At 68.8% G+C, this 23,082-nt stretch carries 19 protein-coding genes; 13 read left to right on the top strand and 6 right to left on the bottom strand.

The window, feature by feature from the left end:
* Positions 1 to 33: 33 nt before the first annotated feature.
* Complete coding sequence (locus ACYVKX_RS22380; RefSeq protein WP_460835910.1) at positions 34 to 999, bottom strand: M55 family metallopeptidase; 966 nt, start codon at positions 997 to 999, stop codon at positions 34 to 36.
* 117 nt (positions 1,000 to 1,116) lie between these two features.
* On the opposite strand from ACYVKX_RS22380, the gene ACYVKX_RS22375 reads away from it, so the two are divergent.
* From ACYVKX_RS22375 to ACYVKX_RS22330, 10 genes are all read left to right on the top strand, one after another.
* Positions 1,117 to 2,640, top strand: a complete 1,524-nt coding sequence (locus ACYVKX_RS22375) for a PucR family transcriptional regulator (protein WP_460835909.1) — start codon at positions 1,117 to 1,119, stop codon at positions 2,638 to 2,640.
* A 360-nt stretch (positions 2,641 to 3,000) separates the two neighbouring features.
* Complete coding sequence (locus tag ACYVKX_RS22370; protein ID WP_460835908.1) at positions 3,001 to 4,383, top strand: ABC transporter substrate-binding protein; 1,383 nt, start codon at positions 3,001 to 3,003, stop codon at positions 4,381 to 4,383.
* Entirely contained in the window at positions 4,380 to 5,417 is a 1,038-nt protein-coding gene (locus ACYVKX_RS22365) for an ABC transporter permease (RefSeq protein WP_460835906.1), read from the top strand. Before ACYVKX_RS22370 ends, ACYVKX_RS22365 begins: the two co-directional genes overlap by 4 nt.
* A 299-nt stretch (positions 5,418 to 5,716) precedes the next feature.
* Positions 5,717 to 7,318: a dipeptide/oligopeptide/nickel ABC transporter permease/ATP-binding protein gene (locus ACYVKX_RS22360; protein ID WP_460835905.1), complete on the top strand. Its 1,602-nt coding sequence runs from the start codon at positions 5,717 to 5,719 to the stop codon at positions 7,316 to 7,318.
* A complete protein-coding gene (locus tag ACYVKX_RS22355) occupies positions 7,315 to 8,115 on the top strand; it encodes an ABC transporter ATP-binding protein (protein ID WP_460835904.1) in 801 nt (266 codons plus the stop codon). Before ACYVKX_RS22360 ends, ACYVKX_RS22355 begins: the two co-directional genes overlap by 4 nt.
* On the top strand, positions 8,112 to 11,432 hold the full coding sequence (locus ACYVKX_RS22350; RefSeq protein ID WP_460835903.1) for a serine hydrolase: 3,321 nt from the start codon (positions 8,112 to 8,114) through the stop codon (positions 11,430 to 11,432). The genes ACYVKX_RS22355 and ACYVKX_RS22350 overlap by 4 nt, the downstream gene beginning before the upstream one ends.
* Positions 11,429 to 12,247 (top strand): GNAT family N-acetyltransferase, encoded by an 819-nt coding sequence (locus ACYVKX_RS22345; protein WP_460835902.1) that lies wholly within the window; start codon positions 11,429 to 11,431, stop codon positions 12,245 to 12,247. Before ACYVKX_RS22350 ends, ACYVKX_RS22345 begins: the two co-directional genes overlap by 4 nt.
* A gap of 2 nt (positions 12,248 to 12,249) precedes the next feature.
* Entirely contained in the window at positions 12,250 to 13,377 is a 1,128-nt protein-coding gene (menC, locus tag ACYVKX_RS22340; protein ID WP_460835901.1) for an o-succinylbenzoate synthase, read from the top strand.
* Positions 13,378 to 13,442: 65 nt separating this feature from the next.
* Complete coding sequence (locus ACYVKX_RS22335; protein ID WP_460835900.1) at positions 13,443 to 15,002, top strand: GMC family oxidoreductase; 1,560 nt, start codon at positions 13,443 to 13,445, stop codon at positions 15,000 to 15,002.
* Positions 15,003 to 15,056: 54 nt separating this feature from the next.
* Positions 15,057 to 16,496: an aldehyde dehydrogenase family protein gene (locus ACYVKX_RS22330; RefSeq protein ID WP_460835899.1), complete on the top strand. Its 1,440-nt coding sequence runs from the start codon at positions 15,057 to 15,059 to the stop codon at positions 16,494 to 16,496.
* Between the two features lie 129 nt (positions 16,497 to 16,625).
* Here ACYVKX_RS22330 and ACYVKX_RS22325 read toward each other — a convergent pair whose 3' ends face one another.
* Positions 16,626 to 17,699, bottom strand: a complete 1,074-nt coding sequence (locus ACYVKX_RS22325; RefSeq protein WP_460835898.1) for a serine hydrolase domain-containing protein — start codon at positions 17,697 to 17,699, stop codon at positions 16,626 to 16,628.
* 219 nt (positions 17,700 to 17,918) lie between these two features.
* Here ACYVKX_RS22325 and speB point away from each other — a divergent pair, with 219 nt between their 5' ends.
* Entirely contained in the window at positions 17,919 to 18,914 is a 996-nt protein-coding gene (gene speB, locus ACYVKX_RS22320) for an agmatinase (protein ID WP_460835897.1), read from the top strand.
* Between the two features lie 260 nt (positions 18,915 to 19,174).
* On the opposite strand, the gene ACYVKX_RS22315 is transcribed toward speB, so the two are convergent.
* The 4 genes from ACYVKX_RS22315 to ACYVKX_RS22300 are packed head-to-tail and all read right to left on the bottom strand — an operon-like array spanning position 19,175 to position 21,396.
* A complete protein-coding gene (locus ACYVKX_RS22315) occupies positions 19,175 to 19,342 on the bottom strand; it encodes a DUF6767 domain-containing protein (protein ID WP_460835896.1) in 168 nt (55 codons plus the stop codon).
* Between the two features lie 46 nt (positions 19,343 to 19,388).
* Entirely contained in the window at positions 19,389 to 20,231 is an 843-nt protein-coding gene (locus ACYVKX_RS22310; RefSeq protein WP_460835895.1) for a 3-methyladenine DNA glycosylase, read from the bottom strand.
* 14 nt (positions 20,232 to 20,245) lie between these two features.
* On the bottom strand, positions 20,246 to 20,869 hold the full coding sequence (locus ACYVKX_RS22305) for a hypothetical protein (RefSeq protein WP_460835894.1): 624 nt from the start codon (positions 20,867 to 20,869) through the stop codon (positions 20,246 to 20,248).
* The gene (locus tag ACYVKX_RS22300; RefSeq protein ID WP_460835893.1) at positions 20,866 to 21,396 is read right to left on the bottom strand and encodes a SigE family RNA polymerase sigma factor; all 531 of its coding nucleotides are present in this window, start codon (positions 21,394 to 21,396) and stop codon (positions 20,866 to 20,868) included. The genes ACYVKX_RS22305 and ACYVKX_RS22300 overlap by 4 nt, the downstream gene beginning before the upstream one ends.
* A gap of 96 nt (positions 21,397 to 21,492) precedes the next feature.
* Between ACYVKX_RS22300 and ACYVKX_RS22295 the strand changes: the two genes are divergently transcribed.
* Positions 21,493 to 22,257, top strand: a complete 765-nt coding sequence (locus ACYVKX_RS22295) for a M15 family metallopeptidase (protein ID WP_460835892.1) — start codon at positions 21,493 to 21,495, stop codon at positions 22,255 to 22,257.
* A 9-nt stretch (positions 22,258 to 22,266) separates the two neighbouring features.
* Positions 22,267 to 23,076, top strand: a complete 810-nt coding sequence (locus ACYVKX_RS22290; RefSeq protein ID WP_460835891.1) for a fumarylacetoacetate hydrolase family protein — start codon at positions 22,267 to 22,269, stop codon at positions 23,074 to 23,076.
* Positions 23,077 to 23,082: the final 6 nt, after the last annotated feature.

Raw genomic sequence — 23,082 nt, 5'->3', positions numbered from 1 at the left:
AGAGCCGTGGCGTGGCGAAAGGCGCCAGGGTTCCTACCGGCGCTCGCCGATCACCGCACGGGCCCGCTCGGCATTCGCAGCGAGCTCGTACAGCACCGTGATGAATCCGAGGAGGTCAGTCGGGCCGGTGAGGATCATCGACACCGTCCGATCGGCCGTTCGGCTACAGCCGGGAATGCATGCGGCCAGCTCCGCGGCCACCGGCGACGGCAGGTCGACCTCGACTTCGAACGATGAGGGCGGCGGCGGACAGCTCATCGACGATGCCCGCCCGACCGCATCGGCGGCGCCCTCCCGGACGAGGTCCCTCGCGACGCTTGGCGCGACAGAGTCCGTGGCCGAGAATCCATGGGCCTTCTTCACCGACACGATCGAGGCTCCCGGGAAGACCTCGGTCGCGATCGCGCTGATGACGTCGTCTCCGGTGACCAGGCCCACGGGGACGCCGAGCGATGCCGCGTACAGCGCATTCACCTCGGCCTCGGAGACCGCAGAACCGTTGACCCGGACCTCGCCGAAGTAGGCGGAGAAGGTGTGCGCCAAGAGTCCAGGCGCCCCAGCGGGCGCGTGGTACCCCACGAAGAGCGCGACAGCGCAGTCGGATGTCAGGCCCTCAGCCATGCACTGGGCCTTGGGCTTGCCGAACACCAGCCGTGCTCGTGGGTCGAGACGGTCCGGGATCAGGTTGTCCATCGTCCCGTGGGAGTCGTTGACCAGCACGCTGGTCGCGCCACCGTCGAAGGCGCCCGCGATCGCGGCGTTGGCCTCCTCGGTCATGAGCTCCTGGGCCCGTGCGTAGCCGAAACCACCGCGCACGATCTGATCGAGGGTCGCGATGCCGGCGATGCCCTCCATATCGACAGAGATGTATGCCTTCATCGCCGAGCGCTTCTCCTTGATCGTTGCCGGGGCGCCGCCCCAGGGGCCCGCAGTACTCCATTGTGCTGGAGGGGCGTACCGTCCTGGCTGGGTCGATCGTACGAACAGAAGCTCAGCCACGTGTACGATCGCCCGATGGACCAGGGGAGTAGTCCGTCAGACCTGGGGCGGTTGGTCGAGCGGCTCGGCTCGACGTTGCTCACCATCAAGGCGGGTCCACATCAGCCGGCTCGCGGGGTGGCGACCGTCGTCCTCCACGATCCGCTGGACCAGCCCGATGTCCCACGCGACGCCGTGGTGCTGGGTGTCGGCGCAGCAGCAGGCGAGAGCCTGGTCGCGTTGGTCGAGGCGTTGGGCCGAGCGGGAGCCACGGCTCTGGTGGTTCGGGAGCCGCTGGTCATCGATGAGGAGGTGGCCGACGCGGCGGATCAGGGCAACGTCTCGATCTTCGGCCTGGTGCAGGGAGCGTCGTGGATCCAGGTGGCGACCCTGCTCAGCGGCGCCTTGCATCTCAGCGCGGACGGCGAACCGGCCGTCGGTGGCGACGCGGACCGAGACCTGTTCGCCCTGGCGAACTCGCTGTCGGCACTCCTCGATGCCCCGGTGACCATTGAGGACCTGTCCTCGCGAGTGGTCGCCTTCTCGGCCGACCAGGCTGGAACCGACGAACCACGTCGTCTGACGATCCTGGGTCTCCAGGTCCCCGAGCTCTACAGCGGATACCAGAAGGAACAAGGAGTGTTCCGCCGCCTCTACGCCTCTGAGCGGCCGATGTTCATGCAGAACCCCGCCCCCGACACGCTTCCCCGGCTGGCGATGAGGGTCCAAGCAGGCAGTGAAGTCCTCGGATCCATCTGGGCCGCCGTCAAGGAGCCTCCCACCCCCGAGCGGGAGGCAGCCATGATCGAGGCGGCACGCGTGGTTGCGCTGGAGATGTTGCGCGCTCGGGTCAGCGCCGATGCCTCCCAACGGCTGGGTGTGGCGCTGCTGTCCATGCTCTTGGAGGGAGGGGCCGGAGCTCGGGACGCCGCGCAGCAGTTGGCCTTCGCGTCGGCACCGGCGTGCGTCGTGGCCTTCGGCCCCCTTCAACCAGACGAGGATCTCAGCACTGCGGCTGACACCCAGCGCATCGCCTCGACACTGCGAACATACCTGAAACCGACCTACCCGCGTGCCATCGCGGCCCAACTCGGTGGCACGGTCTACGCCGTTGTCCCGGTACGAGCCGCGCACGCTCACGCCACCCAGGCGCTGAGGGACCTCGTCGGCGAGTTCATCGGTCGGCTGGACACCACCACCGAGTTCTGTGCTGGTCTCGGCGGTCTCGTGGAGGACGTCAGCGACCTCGACTCTTCACGCCGCGAGGCTGACGCCGTCGTGAGAGTCCTCAGATCGAATCCACGCGAGAACAGGCGCCACGCATCCTTGCCCGAGGTGGCCATTGAGTCCCTCCTGCTCCGCCTCAGCGACCTGATGGCAGACGAACGCATCGAGATAGGCGGTGCGCTCGCCGAACTCATGGACTACGACACCACCCACGGCACCCACCTACTGCCGACCCTGCAGAGCTGGCTCGAGCACTTCGGAGACGTCTCCGCCGCAGCTCGGGCCGTTCACGTGCACAAGAACAGCTTCCGATACCGGCTCGAACGTATCCAGCAAGTCGGGGGAGTGGACCTCACCGACCCCGACGAACGGTTCGGCCTGCTGCTGCAGTTCCGCCTCGGCATCGCCCGACGACTGCGTGAGCCACGCCCATAGCGGAGCCTCGACACCCGGACGGAAGCAACGGACCCCGCTGGAGAGGCCCGCAACACGAGTGGCTTGGTTCAATCGGCCAAGAGCCTGGATGCAGGATCGAGCAGACGCCCGATGCGTCGGGCGTGCAGGCCCCCCGATTCTTGGTGTTCAAGTCACACCTCGTTTCTCTGACATGAAGGCGGGTCCGCCATGAACCGACGCGTAGTTGCTTTCGCGGCTCTCTCACTTGCCATGCCGGCCCTCGCAGCGTGCGGTAGCTCGGACCCCGGCGGTGGCGAGAAGGAGTTCGCGACCGACGGCACCTTCACCGTCGCGATCGACTCCGACCCGGGCGACCTCAACCCGCTGGTCACCAACATCGTGAACGCGCAGATCGTCGGCCTCTACTCCTACGACACCCTCGTCTTCTTCGACCCCGAGACCGGTGAGCCGGCGCCCTTCCTCGCCGAGAGTTGGTCCGAGAGCCCGACCAAGGTCACCTACACCCTTCGTGATGGCATCACCTGTGCCGACGGGACCCCGTTCACCGCGCAGACGGCGGCTGACAACCTGAACTGGATCGTCGATCCGGCCAACGAGTCACCCCGCCTGGAATCCGTGGTGCCGGCCGATGCCAAGGCGAGCGCGAAGGGAAATGTCCTCACCGTCACCACCACCAAGCCGCGGCCCTTCATGCTCTACGACATCGGAGCACAGCAGTTGGTGTGCGACGGCGGACTGAAGGACCCCAAGAGCCTCTCGGATGGAAGCAACGGCACCGGGCCGTTCGTCATCGATCGCGTCGTGGCCGGAGACTCGATCACCCTGACCCGCCGCGACGACTACACGTGGGGGCCGAAGGAGAGCACCTCGGACACGCCCGGAATGCCGAAGACGGTGACGATCAAGATCGTGCCGAGCCCGTCGACTGCGGCGAACCAGCTGCTCTCCGGGGAGCTCAACGCGGCGACCGTGAGTGGCAACGACGAGGAGCGCCTCACCGGCCTGGAGTCGCAGCCGTCGCCGACCATGTCCGGCATGATCATCTACAACCACTTCGCAGGTGCACCGACGGCTGATGTCGACGTGCGCCGTGCGCTGACCCAGGCGATCGATCTCGACACCCTGACCGAGATCCTCACCGGCGGCAAGGGCAAGCGAGCGACCTCCCTGCTCTCCGATGACCCGAGCCTGTGCACCTATGACACCGTCGAGGGCAACCTGCCTTCCTACGACCCCGAGGCTGCCGCGCAAGCGCTGCAGGCTGCCGGCACGCCCATCAAGATCACCCTGGTCTACGACAACACCACCGATACCCGCAGCGCGGCCGCAGAGTACGTCGCGAAGCAGTGGGAGGCGGCCGGCGCCGTGGTGAAGCTCGACGGCGGTGACGAGAACTTCATCATCGCGCAGACCTTCGCGACGCAGGATCCGTCAGGCTGGACCGCAACGCTGGGACTGAACCTCCAGTCGGGCACACCGGCCATCTTCCCCCAGTACCTGTCCGGCCCGGGCGCTCCGGGATCGACGAACTTCGCCTCCATCGACAACGCCGACTACGACAGCAGCGTGGCCGCCGCCAGCACGCTGAGTGGTAACGCGGCCTGCGAGACGTGGGCAGAAGCAGAGAAGGCACTGATGGCCGATGCTGATCTCGTCCCGGTGTCCATCACTCCGTACAAGATGTACTTCAACGGCGCCACGGCCCTCTACTCGCCGATCGGCGGGCTGCTGCCGGGTTCCGCGATCCGTGTGCTGAAGTGACCAACGGGCCGACCAACGCACCGACCGCCACCCTGCCGCCCGGAACCGCAACGGGTCCGGGCGGCAGGCTCAAGAACCCGTCCGGCGCGGGGCGCCTGGGAGTGTTCGTCGCTCGGCGCCTGCTGCGACTGGTGTACTCGGTGGTCGCGCTGGTGACCGTCGTGTTCTTGATGGTGCGCCTGATCCCCGGCGACCCGGTCCGCAACGCTCTGGGGACGAACGCCTCGACGGCGGTCGTGGAGGCACGACGGGAGAGTCTGGGCCTGAACGACCCGCTGTGGGTGCAGTACCTGGACTTCTGGAAGGGGCTGCTGACGTGGGATCTGGGCGATTCGTTCTCCCTGCGCCTGCCGGTGACCACGATCATCGAGCAGCGACTGCCCGCGACCCTGGAGCTCGCCTTCCTCTCGCTCGTGGTGGTGCTCGTGGTCTCGGTCCCGCTCGGCATCGTGATCGCCGCTCTCACCCGCGGTGGCCGCAGGTCCGCCGTCGACGTGACCTACACCTCGATGAGCGGGCTGCTCGCCGTCATCCCCGAGTTCTTGATGGGAGTCGCCCTGGTGTACCTCTTCGCCGTCCAGAGCCAGGTACTGCCGGTAGCGGGCCGAGTCGGACCGAGTTCCTACGTGCTACCCGTCCTGGCGCTTTCGATCGGCGTCGCAGCGGGTGTCTCGAGGATCGTGCGGGTCGAGGCGCTGACCGTGTTCGAGCAGGACTACATCCGCACGGCGCGCGCCAAGCGGATGTCCAGGCGACGGCTCTACCTTCGTCACGCCCTGCCGAACCTGGTGACCTCGTCGCTGACCGTCGGGGGAATCGTGCTCGGCTCCCTGGTCGCCGGCACGGTGCTGGTCGAGACCATCTTCTCCTGGCCCGGGCTCGGGATCACGATCGTGGACGCGGTACGGAGCAAGGACTTCCCGCTCGCGCAGGGCATCGTCATCGTCTACGGCCTCATCGTCTTGGTCAGCAACCTGCTGATCGACATCGTCCTGGTCTTCCTTGACCCGCGCTCAGCGCTGAAGGACACCTGATGACGTTGACCAGCATGTCGGGTCCCGGCTCGGCGATCACCGAGGAGCCCGATCTCTCGGCGGCCGGTGACCAGAGCCCCCAGAGGTTTCCGGCGGGTCGCGGGTGGCTGTCCGCGCTGCGTTCTCCCGTCGGTCTCTTCTCTGTGGCAGCGTTGACGGTCGTCGTGTTCTTCGTCGTCTTCGGTCCGGTCCTGTGGGGGGACCTGGCACGCGAGGCCGACCTGACCCAGCTGTCGGCGAAGCCGAGCGCCGAGCACCTCCTGGGCACCGACGCAGGTGGGCGCGACGTCCTCGCACGGGTGCTGACCGCAACCCGGCTCTCGGTGGTCACGGCGGTGCTGGCGACCGCACTGGGCGTATCGGTGGGCGTGGTGGTCGGCTTGGTGCCCACGGTCGCGCCGCAGCGGCTGGGCCGGGTGATCAACAGCGTCATCGGCGTCTCCCTCGCCTTCCCGGCTCTCCTGCTCGCGATCGTCGTCTCGATTGTCGTCGGTGTGGGAACGCTCGGTGTCACACTGGCGATCGGGCTGGCTATGGCGCCGTCCTACGCACGGCTGACCCAAACCCTCGCTGCGTCGGTCTCTGGGCGTGACTTCGTCGCAGCTGCGCGCATCCTGGGCGTGAACCGACTGCGGATCCTGACACGACACGTCCTTCCCAACGTGCGTGACCCGCTCATCGTCAACGCCAGCATCGGTGCCGGCACCGCGTTGGTGTCCGCGACCGGACTGTCGTTCCTGGGCCTGGGCGTCCAGGCCCCCGACTACGACTGGGGTCGCATGCTCAATGAGAGCTTGGATGCGATCTACGTGAACGCGGCGCCCTCCCTCGGCCTCGCCGCCGCCATCGTGTTCACCGGGGTGACCTTCGCCCTCACCGGCGAACTGCTGGCCCGCGTGTTCGGCCTGCATCGCTCCTCACGCCACCGCCGCCGGAAGGCACGCTCCTCGCCGGCGCCGGCGCCGGCGCTCCAGGTCGCAGAAGATCCCGTGCTGCGGGTGCGGGACCTACGAGTCGACGCTCCCCGAGGGGGTGGATGGGCAACGCCGGTACGCGGAGCCAGCTTCGACGTCGGACGCGGCGAGATCGTCGGCATCGTCGGTGAGTCCGGCTCGGGGAAGTCGCTGACCTGTATGGCGGTCGCGTCGCTTCTCGAGGAGCCGCTTCACGTCTCGGCTTCCTCGCTGCAGTTCGACGACAAGGAGTTCGTCGTCAACGGGCAGGTGCCCGGTCGGTCACGTTCCAAGCAGCTTGCCCGAAAGCTCGGCACACGACTGGCGTTCGTCTTCCAAGACCCCTCCACCTCGCTCAACCCGAGCCTGCATGTGGGAGCCCAGGTCGCCGAGATCGGTGTCCTGCACGGCGGCCTGAGCCGCCGCCGGGCACGCCAGCGCGCAGTCGACCGATTGGCGGCGGTGCGGATCTCGGAGCCGGAGCGCCGGGCAAGCCAGTATCCCCACGAGTTCTCCGGCGGTATGCGGCAACGGGCGATGATCGCGATGGGACTCATGGGCGAGCCAGCGCTCGTGATCGCCGACGAGCCGACGACTGCGCTCGACGTCACAGTGCAGCGCGAGGTCCTGGGTCTCCTGCGGGAGGTGAACCGCGAGCATGGGACGGCCATCGTGCTCGTCTCCCACGACATCTCCTTGGTCGCCTCCTTCTGCAGCCGGGTTCTGGTCATGTATCGCGGCGCCATCGTGGAGAGCCTGAGCACGCAGGACCTCACCGGCGGCCGCGCATCCCATCCCTACACCCAGGCGTTGATGGCGGCAGTGCCGCACATGGACGCCGTCCCGGGCACCGAGTTCGCCACGATCAGCGAGGAAGCCGAGTTCCCGCTCGAAGCTGCGGGGGAGCAATTCGGCATGAGCACCAACACCAGGAAGACAGACCAGTGAGCGAGTTGGTCTTCGAGAACGTGGGGATCAGCTACGGACACGGTCGCTCGGCCGACGAGGTCGTCCGGGGTGTCAGCTTCACCGTCCCGGGTGGCCGGTCGGTCGGCCTGGTGGGTGAGTCCGGCTCGGGCAAGTCGACATTGGCGCGTGCCGTGGTCGGGCTGCACGAGGCTCACTCGGGCCGCATCTTGGTCGACGGCACCGACGTCGTCCATGCTCGGGGGGCGGCGGCCACGGTTCGCCGTACGGTGCAGATGGTCTTCCAGGACGCCAACTCCAGTCTCAACCCGCGGATGTCCATCGGCGCCTCGATCGAGGAAGCCCTCGTGGTGCGCGAGCGGTCCGCCCGGCCGCCGCGTGCTCATCGACGCGCCGAGGTGGCAGCACTACTGGAGCGGGTCGAGCTCGACCCCAACCGCGCTGGCGACCTGCCCATGCAGCTCTCGGGAGGGCAACGACAGCGCGTGGCGATCGCGCGCGCACTTGCCGCCGGGCCGCGGGTGCTGCTCGCCGACGAGATCACCTCGGCACTGGATGTCTCGGTCCAGGGGACCGTACTGAATCTCCTGATGCGAATCCAGCGCGACCTCGATCTGACCGTTCTCTTCATCAGCCACAACCTTGCCGTGGTCAGACAGCTCTGCGACGAGGTCGCCGTGATGAAGGACGGCGAGACCGTCGAGATCGGACCAGCGACCACGGTGATCGACCATCCGACCCATCCGTACACACGTGAACTTGTCCGCGCCATCCCCCGGATCGACGCCCCTCTTCTCGGCGAAGGAGCCGCTACATGAGCACCCGTCCATTCAGTCTCGATGACGTCCGCCGGGTCGTCACCGTCCCCGAGACTGCGATCACGGCGGACGGGGAAACGATCGTCTTCACGCGGCGCCAGGTGGCCGACCACCGCACGCAGAACTCGCTGTGGACCGTCTCCAGAGACTCCCGACCACAGGCCCTGACCCAGGGTCCTGCTGATCGAGCGCCCCGCATCGTCCCCGACGGCATCATGTTCCTGCGCGATGTCGACGGAGTCCCCCAACTGCATCTCCTGCCGCCCACGGGTGAGCCGAGACAGGTGACCCACCTGCCACTCGGCGCCGGGCCAACAGTCCTCAGCGCCGACGGCCGGCGCGTCGCCTTCTCCGCACCGGTGGACCGTGCCCCGAGGGTCGGAGGGGAATCTGGGCCGATCGTGATCGACACGCTCGACCAGAAGACTGACGGAATCGGCTGGATCGGCAGCATCCGCCGTCACCTCTTCGTGCTGGACCTGGACTCCGGGCAGGTCAGGCAGATCACCGACGGTGACTACGACGCCGAGGCCCCGGCCTGGTCACCGGACGGATCCCGGCTCGCCTTCACCGCCGCCATGGCTCAGCGCGCGGACGTCGCTCTCGAGCGCCGCGCATACGTCGTCGAGGTCGACGACCCGCTCGCGGCGATGCAGGTGCTCGGACAGGCCGCCGGGCTCACCGGACCGGTCCTGTGGGATGAGGACGGCGCATCACTAGTTGCGGTCGGATCGCCGACGATGGCCGCAGGACACGCCCGACTTCTCCGGCTCTTCGAGGACCCCAGAGCCGACACCGACATCACCTCCGGGCTGGACCTCAATGTGATGCCGGGCGCGACCGGCTATCCAGGCGGTCACCCGGCGTACGATCACGACGGCAGCGAGATCGTGTTCTGTCTTCGCGACCGAGGCTGGACCCACCTGTACGGCATCGGCCCCAAGGGCGGAGAGGCCCGATCGATCGTCGCCGAGCCACACCGGGTCGTCTCGGCGCTCTCGGTGGCCACGGCGGCACCACGGGCCGCGATCGTCGTGACCACACCGGAGGCGTTCGCCGAGGTCGCGCTGGTCGACCTGGTCACCGGCCAGGTCGAGGTCCTCACCTCATTGATGCACGACAGCCTTCCTGGCGTTGTGCTCTATCGACCGGAGCCGCGAGAGTTCACGATCAGCGACGGCACCGTCGTCCACGGCTGGGTGATGGGCGCGCCGACCACCACCGACGATGCTCCACTCCTGCTCGACATCCATGGCGGACCGCACAACGCCTGGGCCGGTGTGGCCGACGAGATCCACCTGTACCAACAACTCCTCGCCGCCCGCGGGTGGCGGGTCCTCACCCTGAACCCCCGCGGATCCGACGGGTACGGCGAGAAGTTCTACCAAGCAGTCGACGGCGGCTGGGGACAGGTCGACCTGGCCGACTTCATCGAGCCGATCGATCAGCTGATCGCCGAAGGACTCGCGGACCCGAAACGGCTCGCCGTCACCGGCTACAGCTACGGCGGCGTCGCGACCTGCGCCATCACCGCTCACACCGACCGGTTCGCCGCGGCCGTCGCCGGGGGGCTGATCTGCGACTTCGCCTCCGTCGCCGGGCAGCGTCTGCTGCCCGAGGGCTTCTTCGCATCCGCGACCGCAGGTGCCGCGCCGACTGATGTGGTCCGGCTCATCGAGAGCTCTCCGATCGCACGCGTGGAACAGGTGAGGACACCCACGCTGGTGCTGCACGGCACCGACGACGACACCTGCCCCATCGGGCAGGCACAGCAATGGTTCACTGCACTGCGCACCCAGGGCGTGCCGACCCGGCTGGTCGCCTACCCGGGAGGCAGCCACCTGTTCATCGCCGACGGCAACATCGATCACCGCCTTGACTACCACGCCCGCGTGGTGGAATGGGTCGAGCAGTACACCCGTGCCGCCGCCCGGCCGGACGCCCTGTCGCCTGCCCCACGCGGGGACCACTATTGGCATCGCCGCCTGGACCACCTCCGCCAGCGGCACGGGGTCGTCGGGGCACAGCTCGGCATCGTGCAGCTCGATCGCAGCGGAACCGTCTTCGATCGCACCATCGTCAGCTCCGGGGTCCTCAACGCCTCGACCCGCGAACCCGTCAACGATGAGGCGATCTTCCAGATCGGATCGATCACGAAGGTCTGGACCACGATGCTCATCCTGCAGCTCGTCGACGAGGGACTGCTCGATCTCGACGCCCCGGTTCGTGACCTCCTGCCGGACTTCGCACTCGCCGACGACAAGACACCCGCAGTGACGGTACGGGCGCTGCTCAACCACACCAGCGGGATCGACGGGGACGTCTTCACCGACACCGGACGAGGAGACGACTGCGTGGCACGCTACGTGGAGAACCTCGCCACCGTCTCCCACATCCACCCCCTCGGAGAGCGGTTCTCCTACTGCAATGCCGGCTTCGTCATCGCAGGCCGCATCGTCGAGGTGCTCCGCGACATGACCTGGGATCAGGTGTTACGGCGCCATCTGATCGAGCCAATGGGTCTGCGCCACACCATCACCCTGAGCGAGGACGCACCCAAGTTCGCGACTGTGACCGGCCACACCGGACTCGGTGACGAGGCCGTCCCGGTTCCTGAGTGGTCGATCACCCGATCCATGGGGCCCGCCGGCCTGATCGTGGCGAGCATCGGTGACCTGCTGACGTTCGCGGAGGTGGCGCTGCGCGGAGGGGTGACCCGAGACGGCGTCCGGGTGCTCTCAGGGGCGAGCGCACGGTTGATGACCATCGAGCATGTCGATCTGCGTCAGAGCGTCGCCACCGTCCAGGGGTGGGGACTGGGCTGGTTCCTCGAGGACTGGCAGGGAACCTTCGTATACGGCCACGACGGCGGCACCATCGGGCAACGCTCCTACCTGCGTCTGATCCCCGGCACGAACTACGCGGTCGCATTGTTGACCACGGGTGGTCAACCCGATGGACTGTTCTGCGAGCTGTTCGCCGACGTCACCTCCTCGATCGACGGCAGCCTGCCCCCGACGCGGGTCCGGGCCGACCTGACACGTCCACCCGAGCCCCTGGACGGGACCTGGGAGTGCGCGGGCTATCGCGCCCAGGTGACCTCCGACGAGAACGGCGTCAGGCTGAGCCTGTGGGACCGCAAGGGACACCTGCGTGACAGCACGGCTGGTGACCCGGAGGTGGTCGCCCTGCATGCCTCGAACATCCCGGGCGTCTACGCCTATACCACCGCCGAGCTGGCCGGGTGGGAGCAGTTCCGCCCCGTCGCTGGCGGCGTCTACAACGGATATCGCTTCCTGCGCCCGGAGTGCCCGTGAAGACCCAGGCGCCGAGCCCGACTCCGCTGTCCGTGCCGATGGATCTTCGGGTGCTGCACGGCCCGGAGGAGATGTCGGCGGCCTCCGAGCTGGTCGCGCAGATCTGGAAGGTCGACAACGCCCAGTCGCATGTCAGCCCCGAGCTCCTCACCGCGTTCGCACACGCCGGCAACTACGTCGCCGGCGGCTTCCGCGGCGAGGAGCTGATGGCGGTCTGTGTCGGGTTCTTCTACCCTCCCCGGGAGAACGCCCTGCACTCCCACATCGCCGGCGTACGACCGGATGCGGCGGGTGCCGGATGGGGCAGGGCGCTCAAGCATCACCAACGCGACTGGTGCCTGGAGCGTGGCGTCTCTCGCATGACGTGGACCTATGACCCCCTGGTGGCGCGGAACGCGTACTTCAACATCCACAAGCTCGGCTGCGACGTCGAGGTCTACCTGCCCGACTTCTACGGACCGATGGGGGATGGGCTCAACCACGGTCAGCACAGTGACCGGCTTCTGGTGGCGTGGCGCCTCGATCAGCCCGAGACGCAGGCCGACACGATGCCACAGGCATCCGGCGGCGAAGGTTCTGCCGTGCTGAGGTCCGTGGACGGACGGCCCCAGCTCGACCTGGCCCAGGCTGCGACCGCAACCCGTTGCACCGTCCAGATCCCCTCGGACATCGAGGACCTGCGGCGTCGGGAGCCCGAGGTGGCGATCTCGTGGCGGCTCGCCCTACGAGCGGCGCTCCACGGGCTACTGCGCGAAGGCTGGAGGGTCGTGGACTTCGACCGCCGGGGTCACTACTGCCTGACAAGGAGTATCTAGGAATGCACGTCGAGCGCGTCGAGCTCATCACGGTCCGGATGCCGCTGGTCCACCCGTTCACTACATCCTTCTCCACTCAGGCCGAGCGCCGTCCATTGCTGATCCGGGTCACCGCTTCCCACCACGGCGGCACCGTGACGGGGTGGGGGGAGTGCGTCGCCCTCGCTGAGCCGTTCTACTCCGCGGAGTACCTCGAGGGCGCCCGGGAGGTTCTGCAGCGGTTCCTCGTACCCGGGCTGTTCGCCTGGCAGGCCACGGCCCACACAGTGTCAGCGGCCACCATCCGTGAGGCACTCAAGCACGTGGTCGGTCACCGCATGGCCAAGGGCGCCTTGGAGATGGCGATCCTCGATGCCGAACTGCGGCTGCAGAACCGATCGTTCGCGACGCACCTCGGGGTGACCCGCACATCGGTGCCGTCAGGGGTCAGCGTCGGCATCGAGAAGTCGATCCCCGACCTGCTCGCCCAGGTAGGCGACTTCGTCGACCAGGGCTATGCGCGCATCAAGCTCAAGATCCAGCCCGGATGGGACCTCGAGCCGGTGAAGGCGGTACGCGAACGGTTCGGCGACATCGCGCTCCAGGTCGACGCGAACACCGCCTACCGTCTCTCCGATGCCCACCTACTGCGCCGGCTCGACCCCTTCGATCTGCTGCTGATCGAACAGCCGCTGGGTGAAGCGGATCTACGACAACACGCCCTGCTCGCCGGCATGATCGTCACGCCGGTCTGCCTGGACGAGTCGATCGTCGACGCGCAGTCCGCCGCCGATGCGATCGCCCTGGGAGCGGCCAGCGTCATCAACATCAAACCCGGACGCGTGGGAGGCTACCTGGAGGCGGCACGCATTCACGACCTCGCGCTGGCGCACGGGGTCGCCGTGTGGTGCGGCGGCATGCTCGAGACCGGCATCGGCCGGGCTGCCAACGCGGCCCTGGCCGGGCTCCCGGGCTTCACCCTGCCCGGCGACATCTCGGGCTCGGACCGGTTCTACGCCCACGACATCACCGAGCCGATCGTCATGAAGGACGGCGAAGTGACGATCCCCAGCGGGCCAGGGTTCGGTGTCGAGCCCATCCCCGCGGCACTGCGCGACCTGACCATTCACACGCTCGACCTCACTCCCTGACGCCGCCCAGAGGCGAGACGTAGCAACGACACCGAGGACCAGGACGGATGGGACCAGCAGGACCGATGGGCACACAAGGCAACCACCGCAACTACGACACCATCGTGGTCGGGGCAGGCTCGTCGGGATCGGCACTCGCGGCGCGGCTCGCCGATAGGGGACAGCGAGTGCTGTTGCTCGAGGCGGGCCGTGACTACGTGGCCTCCCGACTCCCGCAGGCGTGGCGCTCGCCGAACCCTCTGAACGCGATCCTGGACTCCACCTACCAGACGTTCTTGTGGGAGGGCCACCTGGCCACCCGAACCGGGGCCCAGGAGCCCTACCTGTACTGGCGAGGCAAAGGGCTGGGCGGCAGCTCGACAGTGAACGGGCAGATCGCGATCCGCCCACCCATCGAGGACTTCGACGAGTGGGCCGCCACCGGCTGCACCGGATGGTCCTCGGCGGAGGTGATGGCGGACTTCGCCGCCCTGGAGTCCGACGATTCGTTCGGCGAGGAGCACTACCACGGCACAGGCGGCCCGATCCCGGTCTACCGGGCCCCGGTCGAGGAGTGGGGGGCGGTCGACAAGGCGCTTCGCGAGGCGGCGCTCGCATCTGGCTTTCCCTGGGCACCTGACGTCAACGCACCGGGTGCGACGGGCGTCTCGCCCTACCCGATCAACTCGACCAACAAGCAACGGGTCTCGTGCCACGACGCCTACCTGGAGCCACGTCGAGAGCACCCCGGTCTCACGATCCAGGGCGACAGCCTGGTCGACGCGGTGCTCTTCGAGCGCGACCGGGCCATCGGCGTGCGACTGGCCGACGGTCGGGTGTTCCACGCGGGCCAGGTCGCGCTGAGCGCGGGCGCCACGGCGTCGCCCTCGATCCTGATGCGCTCGGGCATCGGGCCCGCCGATGACCTGCGGCGGCTGGGCATCGAGGTTCGTGGCGACCTGCCGGTGGGCCACGGGCTCCAGGACCATCCGATGGCGCTGATCGGCATCCCGCTCACTGAGTCGGCCTCGGCCGGCCCGTCCGATCGGCACACGAACTGCTGCGTGCGCTACAGCAGCGGCACCGTGACGGGCGGCAACGACATGATGATGGTCGCCCTGAACCAGAACGCGCTCGCGATGGCGTCAGCCGACGTGCGCGCCGGCGCGGGCGCCGTCGGAGTGTTCGTCAACCGGACCTACTCGCGGGGAACACTGCAACTCCACAGCGCCGACCCGAGCGCTCAGCCTCGAGTGGCGTTGAACATGCTGTCCGACGAGCGCGACACCGATCGCCTCGAGGCGGGCATCAGGCTTCTCAGCGACATGGTGACCCACCCTGGGTTCACACAGATCGCCGACGGCGACCTCTGGCGGATCAACGGCGCCCTGCGTGAGGCACTGGACTCCCCCGCGCGGTTGCGTGACTACCTGCGCGCGCAGGTGGTCGACACCCAGCATGCGACAAGCACATGCCGGATGGGAGATCCGAACGCGCCAGAGACGGTCGTCGACCCGGCGTGCACTGTCCTCGGATTCCGTGGCCTGCGCGTTGTCGACGCCTCGATCTTCCCCTCCGTCCCGCGCGCCAACACCCACCTTGCCTGCGTGATGCTCGGCGAGCACGTGGCACGCACACTCCCTTGACGACGCCTCCTTGACAGCGTCTAGCACCCAGGTCGATCCGGAAGAAGCGAGCACATGAAGCGCCTGCGCAACATCATCGACGGCACCGCTGCTGAAGCCACCGAGCCGCAGCACCGTGACGTCGTCAACCCGGTCACCGAACAGGTCGTCGCCCAGATCCCTGCCGGATCGGCCGTCGACGCGGCCGCAGTCGTGGAGTCGGCGCGCCGCGCTCACCCCGGGTGGGCCAGGCTCGACCTCGCAGACCGCCTGGACCACCTGAGCCGGATCGCCGACAACGTCGAACGGCATGTGCGAGAGCTGGCAGGGCTGGAAAACCAGGAGATGGGCAAGCCCATTCCGCTCGCCGAGCAGTTCATCGCGGGCGGGATCGCCGCGCTTCGGCACAGCATCGAGCGGGCCCGTTCCTATCCGTTCATCGCCGACGTCACCGCCCCGGGTGAGTCCGGGCGGACCGTCGTCGTCCGCGAGCCCCTGGGTGTGGTGGCACTCATCGTGCCCTGGAACTTCACCGTGACCTCGATCCTGGGAGCCCTCGGCCCCCTGCTGTCGACAGGTAACACCGTGGTGATCAAGCCCTCGGAGAAGGCGCCGCTGTCCGCGGCCCGGCTCATCGAGCTGTTCGAACTCCCGGCCGGAGTGACGAACCTTCTCCTGGGCGACGCACGGGCCGGCAGGCCCTTGGCCGAGCACGAGGACGTCAAGCTGCTGCACTTCACCGGTTCAGTGGAGGCGGGCCGCAGCGTCGGCATCGCAGCGGCCGCACGTATTCAGCGAGCCATCCTCGAGCTCGGAGGCAACGACCCTGTCCTGGTGGACGCCGACGTCGACGTGGCCGCCACCGCCAAGGCAGTCGCGACATCGACCTTCATCAACAGCGGACAGATCTGCACATCCTCGGAGCGAATCTACGTGCACCGAGCGGTCGCCGACGAGTTCATCGCCGCCCTCGTGGCCGAAGCCGAAACCTGGACGATGAGCGACGACCCCTACGCCCACGGTCTGGGACCCATGGTCGACGACACCCAGAGAGCGATCGTGCACACTCACGTCCGTGACGCCGTCGACCGGGGGGCCACGGTGCTCTGCGGAGGCGAGCAACCAAACCGCCCCGGGTTCTTCTACCCCGCGACGGTTCTGACCGGGGTCACCTCCGACATGCGGATCATGAAGGAGGAGACCTTTGGTCCCGTTGCCCCCGTCACCGTGGTCGAGTCCTTCGCCGACGCCATCGATCTGGCCAACGCCACGAGCTTCGGACTCGCCGCCACCGTCTATTCCTCGAATCCTGAAAACCTGCGGCGATGCACGGAGATCAACGCTGCTCTGGTGTGGATCAACGAGTGGCAGTACGGGGGAGTCAACATGATCCACGAGCCGTGGGGCCTCAGTGGGACGGGCGCAAGTGGTGCGGCGGCGTCGTTCGACGCTGCTACGCGCCCGGTGTCGATGCTCTACTCCTCAACAACGATCGTGCCGCCGGCACGAACCTGACGCCGGTGTGGACCTCGGCCGGGGTGGTGGCGTTCGGCGCTTGCGCTAACCGGCGCCGCTTGCCGCGGTCACGGGCGGCCGGGCAGGCAATCGAGAACAAGACCCTCGGTTGTTGTCTTGGCACTGTGCTCATGAGTCGGAGACATCGGCGAGCCGGGTGCGTAGGAAGGTGGCGAGGGTGTCCGCGGAGTGGTCGTCGAGGTTGGTGAGGACGACGATGGTCGTCGCGGTCACCGGGTCATGGCCGGCGAACGACTGGAAGCCAGGTTGTTCGCCGTTGTGGCCCCACACCCCGTCGAAGTTCGCGATCCCGAGGCCGTAGCCCAGAGTGGTCTCGGGCACCGGCTGGGTGCGCATGCGTTCACGGTGGGTCTGCTCCTGGAGCAGGTCGCCGCGCGCCGAGGCCTCGACGAGCAGTCTGAGGTCGCTCGCGGTGGACACGGCGTTGCCGGCTGTCCAGGCCCAGGATGGGTTGATGCGCGTCGCGTCGATGAGCTCGTCGACCTGGCGGTGGTATCCGCGCAAGCTCGGGTCCGGCAGGGTCGAGACACCGTGCGTGAGCGGCGGCAGTTCGGTCGCATGCATGCCGAGGGGGTCAAAGACCAGCCGGCGAGCGACGTCCTCGACCCGGGCATTGCTCAGGCGCTCGATGAGCATCCCCAGCATGATGTAGCCGGCGTTGCAGTAGGCCCACGACGTACCGGGCGCGAACTCCTGCGAGCCTGAGAAGGCCACCTCGAGCAACTCGGAGGGAGTCCAGACTCGGTCCGGTTCGACGAGCAAGCCGTCCACGAACTCCTCTGAGGTGTAGTCGGGCAGACCCGAGGTCATGTTGAGGAGTCGACGAACGGTGACTCCTCGCGGGACCCGCGGGCCTGACAGCTCTGGCAGATGATCGTGGATCTCATCGTCCAAGCACAGGTCTCCGGCGTCCACCAGCCGCAGGATGATGAGCGCAACGATCATCTTCGTGACGCTGCCCACCCGCATCCGGCTGTCGGCGGTGAGGGGCTCGCCGGTGGCCAGATCACGGACGCCGAGCGCCCGGGTGCAACTGCCCCACGACGGACCACTGACGTGTACGACGACACCGGGGATGCCCAATCGCTGGCGCTCTGCGTCCAAGGCCTCGATCAGTTCCCGATCACCCAGGGCCGCATCTGTCGTCGGCGACAGCGGTGCCTCGGGTGCACTCTCAACCATGGGCAGTCCTTGTTCATTCTCAGGGTGCGGCAGCGTGATGACGACCCTTCGCATGATCCGTCCTCAGCACTGCCGGCACATGGTGCTGACAGCCGGAAGTAGCGGCACACCCTCGTGTGATTGACCGAACGCTCGGAACAGAGGTCTCACTACAATCGAGAAGCATGCCGTGAGGCCCAGCGAGAAGGACGCCGACCAGGTTTCGAGGGGAGAGTCGCCGTGTCGAACAGCGGGAACGAAGAACACGGGGCGAAGCACGGGGAGACCCCCGGCACGACGACCATCGGACCGCCCGACGCAACGCAGCAGCTTCCCCGTTTCGCCGGTCCCTCCACGTTCGCACGCCTGCCGCGGCTCGAGGAGGTCTCGCGGGCCGACGTGGCGATCCTCGGGGTGCCCTTCGATTCCGGCACCACCTATCGTCCAGGTGCGCGCTTTGGTCCGGAGGCGATTCGCGCTGGCTCCAAACTACTGCGGCCCTACCATCTCGGGCTCGAGATCGAGCCGTGGTCGACCCTGCAGGTCGCAGACGCCGGCGACGTCGGCGCGACTCCTTTCGACATCGCCGAGGCGGTGCGGCAGATCGAGTCTGCCGCTCAGCGGCTGTACTCCCGTGCTGACCGGATCATCACTCTGGGCGGTGACCACACCGTCGCCCTTCCGATGCTGCGAGCCGCCCGCCGACACCACGGCCCGGTGGCACTCATCCACTTCGACGCCCACCTCGACACCTGGGACAACGTGTTCGGTGCGCCGCTGACCCACGGCACTCCGTTCCGACGGGCCACCGAGGAGGGTCTGCTGGCCATGGACCACTGCGCGCATGTGGGTATTCGCCACACCACCCCGGCCGCCAAGGACCTGGAGGACGACAAAGAGCTGGGATTCGCGACGATCTCGACCCTCGACATCGCGCGGCGCGGCATCGAGCACGCCGCCGACCGCCTCCGAGCGAGAGTGGCCGACAAGCCCGTCTACATCAGCATCGACATCGACGTACTCGACCCCGCACACGCACCCGCGACCGGCACCCCCGAGCCCGGTGGACTGAGTACCCGGGAGCTGCAGCTGCTGCTGCACTCCCTGGCAGACCTGGACATCGTCGGCGCCGACGTCGTCGAGGTCTCACCGGCCTACGACCACGCCCAGATCACCGCACTGGCCGCAGCTGGCCTCACGTTCGACCTCCTCGCCATGGTTGCCCGGGGGAAATAGCATCGCCACGCCCCAAGTCCGGGCCATGCTCCTCTTCGCCGGACCAGAATCCGAGGCGTCGAGGGCCTTGCCCGATTCGACGCGACCGACCTCGTCGTCCACGGATAGACACCACTGAGACCGCCGCCATGGAGGGGCAGCGACGAAGCCCCTACCCGTGGACCTCAGGACCATGGGCCGCGGCGACCCTCGGCGCAGTTCGACAGCGTCCTCGGCTCTTGCGTCTGAGAACATCAGGCATTGCCTGAGAAGTACGGCGGTCAGCGGCCGGCGTACTCCCGGCGCAGCTCGGCCAGCCGGGCCCGCAGCTCGGGGTCGCGCATCACCTCGGCGACCAGCGGGCAGTCCTCCGGGCCGGTGGTGCCGGGGACGCACAGCGAGCAGGCGTCGCCGAGCCGGATCGGGCACATCGGGACGGGCCTCCCCATGCCGCCGACGGTAGACGACGCCCGTCCGGCACGGCAGGGCCGAAGGTCACCGGAGCGCCGCGAGCAGCCGGTCGCACTCCTCGATGAGCGCGGTCCGCAGCGGCGCGCTCCGCGACGCGAACGACCGCTGCGCCTCGGCGTACTCCGCCTTGCCGGCGGCCGTCTCGACGGCGATGGGTGGGAACCCCAGCGAGGACAGGTCGTACGGCGAGGCGCGCATGTCGAGCACGCGGATGTCCCGTGCCAGCTCGAAGCAGTCGGCGACCAGGTCCGAGGAGACCATCGGGGTCAGCCGGAAGGCGTGCTTGTAGAGGTCCATGCCGGCATGCAGACAGGCCGGCTGCTCGAACGAGTCACGGTCCGCCGACGTTGGCGACAGCGTGTTCAGCGGCACCGCGGCCGGCGTGAAGAACCGGAACGCGTCGAAGTGCGAGCAGGCGATCCGGTGCGACTCGACGACCTCGTCGGTGCCGGACGGCCCGAGCCGGAGCGGCCAGTCGTGGCGGATGTCGGTGGACCGGTAGACCATCGCCCACTCGTGCATCCCGAAGCAGCCGAAGTTCGCGGGCCGCCCGGCGGTGGCACGCAGCAGCCGGGAGAGCGCGAGCAGCAGCGGACCCTGCGAGGCGACGTACGACGTGGTGACCGCTCCGTCCTCGTAGCCCCTGAGCGAGTCGTACTCCGGCGCCTCGGCCAGGCGTACGCCGTACCCCGGGTGCCAGCGGCGCAGCTGTGCCGGGCGCTGGGAGTAGTAGGTGAACAGGAAGTCGTGGACGGGGTGCTTCTCTCGGGCCTCGCGGCGGGCCAGATGCGGCCCGAGGAAGGCGTCGACGCGGGCGGCGTGCGCCGCGGCACGTGCCTCCCACGACGACCGGTCGAGCACCTGCACCCGACGAGGGTAGGTCAGCCCACCCCGCGGCGGGCGCCCGGACCCACCTCGACGCTGGCGAGGAAGGCGACCATCGAGTCGAGGTCCCAGCCGGTGCCGACGGGGTACTGGATCCGCACCACCCCTGCCGGCTCGCCCGGCCGGGTTCGGGTCGCGAGCGAGGTGTAGCCGGAGTCGCCGACGACCCAGAACGTCCGGCTGCCGCGCTCCAGGGCGCGACCGGCCGGCGGGTTGGCGTCGAAGAGGATGACCAGCTTGCCCTCGAAGTCGCTCGGGTCGTCCGACGTCGAGCCGTCGTCGGGCACGATCGTGACCGCCGTGGGCCGGCTGTCCTGGACCGACCAGCCCTCCGGGGTGAGCCCGAACGTGTACGGCGCCGCCTCGAACGGCTCGGCGACCAGCCGCACCTGCGCCGTCACGGGGTCGGGCACCGGGGCCGAGGAGTCGAGCACCACGCCCGCCCCGGCCGCCAGCACCGCCGCGGTCGCCACACCGCCGAGGGCCAGCCGGAGGCGCCGGCGGGTGCGAGCGGCCGCAGCCGACCGCGCCCGCGCCAGGTCCGCGGCCGGGTCGGACGGCGCCCGCTCGACGTCGGCGACCGAGCGCAGCGCGCTCCGGAGGTCGTCGGCCGGCCTCATCGGGTCGGCTCCGGGGACGGGTCGAGCGCACCGAGGCGTGCGCGGAGGTGGGCGAGCGCGTGGGCGTTCTGCGACTTCACGGTGCCGGTCGAGCAGCCGAGCACCCGGGCGGTCTCGGCGACGTCCAGGTCGTGCCAGTGGCGCAGCACCACGACCGCGCGCTGCCGCGGCCCGAGCGAGGCCAGGGCGCCGAGCACGACCTCGCGCAGGGTCGGGTCGGCGTCGCGAGCGGCCGGCTCGCTGCGCAGCGCCGCGGCCGGGTCGGCGGTCGTCGTCTCCCGGCGCCGGTGCGCGCGGCGGGTCTCGTCGATGAACGTGTGGGTGAGGCTGCGCCGGGCGTACGCGAGCGGGCTGTCCGCGCGGCGTACCCGCGACCAGGACAGGTACATCCGGGTCAGGGTGGTCTGCACGACGTCCTCCGCGAGGGCCTCGTCCCCGGCGCACAGCAGCACCGCCGTGCGCACCAGGTCCGCTCGATGGGCGCGCGCGAACGCCACGAACTCCTCGGACCGCTCGTCGTCGCGCACGCCGCTCCTTCCACCTGGTTGACGGGTGCGGGCAGCAGCAGGGTTGCATGCAACCCTGCCCTCGGCCACACCCGTCAACCAGACGTGGGGAGGAGCGTGCGTGCCGTTGTCGCGGCGGTCGTGGTCGCAGCCGCGGTCGGTACGGCGTACGTCGTGCTCCCGCTCGACGGCGGCGAGTCGTCGGCTCCGGGACCGTCGTCGCCACCGCCGCCGTCCGCCGTCCCACCTGCCGACACGCCGCCCAGTCAGGAGCCGGCCTTCGACCGGTCCCGCCGCTCGACGACCGACCCGCGCAGCATCTGGGTGGTCGTGAACAAGAGGAACCCGATCGCCCCGCTGGACTACCGGCCCGACATCGAGCTGGTGCGCGGCTACCAGGTCGCCCGGCCCGCCGCCCCGCCGTTGGGCGAGCTGCTGGCGGCCAGCGACAGGCGCGGCCTGGGCTTCAAGATCGCGAGCGCGTTCCGCTCCTACGACTACCAGCAGGGCGTCTACGCAGGCACGGTCGTCGAGCGCGGCCAGGCCGCGGCCGACCGGGTCTCGGCCCGGCCCGGCTACAGCGAGCACCAGACGGGGCTCGCCGTCGACCTGGTCACGCCGGCCAGCCCGGCCTGCGACTTCGACGCCTGCTTCGCCGGTACGCCGGGCGGGCGCTGGCTCGCGAGGAACGCCTGGCGCTACGGCTTCGTCCTCCGCTATCCGGCCGGGTCGGCCGCCGTCACCGGCTACGACCCCGAGCCCTGGCACCTGCGCTACGTCGGCTGCGCGCTGGCCGCCGAATTGCGTCGCAGCGAGGTGGCGACCCTCGAGGAGCTCTTCGGCATCCCGGGCGGCGACTACCGGGAGCCACCGGCTCGATAGGCTCGCCGGGTGCGCATCGCGAGATTCACGACCGGCGAGGACCCGACGTACGGCGTGGTCACCGGCGACCTCGACGAGTTCGGGCAGCCCGACCCCGACAGCGTCGTGGTCGCGCTCGCCGGCGATCCGCTGTACGTCGGGGTCAAGCTGCTCGACCAGGAGTTCCGGCTCGAGGACGTCCGGCTGCTCGCCCCCGTGCTGCCGCGCAGCAAGGTGGTCGGCATCGGCCGCAACTACGCCGCGCACGCCGCCGAGCTGGGCAACGACGTACCGTCCGAGCCGCTGATGTTCCTCAAGCCGAACACCAGCGTGATCGGCCCGGGCGACCCGATCTTCTACCCGCCGCAGACGCAGGACCTGCACTTCGAGGGCGAGCTCGCCGTCGTCATCGGCCGGATCTGCCGCGACGTGCCGCCGGAGCAGACGACCGACGTCATCCACGGCTACACGATCGGCAACGACGTCACCGCCCGCGACCTGCAGCGGAGCGACGTCCAGTTCACGCGCGCGAAGGGCTTCGACTCCTTCTGCCCGCTCGGCCCGTGGATCGAGACCGACCTGGACCCGAACGACTTCGCCGAGGGCCGCCGCCTCCAGACCTTCCTCAACGGCGAGGTCAAGCAGGACGGCAGCACCAGCGACCTGATCTTCGACATCCCCACGCTGATCGCCCACGTCAGCAGCGTGATGACGCTGCTGCCCGGCGACGTCATCCTCACCGGCACCCCCGAGGGCGTCGGTCCCATGAACTCCGGCGACGAGGTCGAGGTCGCGATCGCCGGCCTCGGCACCCTCACGAACCCCGTCAAGGCAAGGTGACAGCCC

It is taken from the genome of Nocardioides hungaricus (assembly GCF_054782915.1).
Note: the sequence above shows the minus strand (reverse complement) of the source record. Positions and strands in the feature narration are given on the sequence as shown.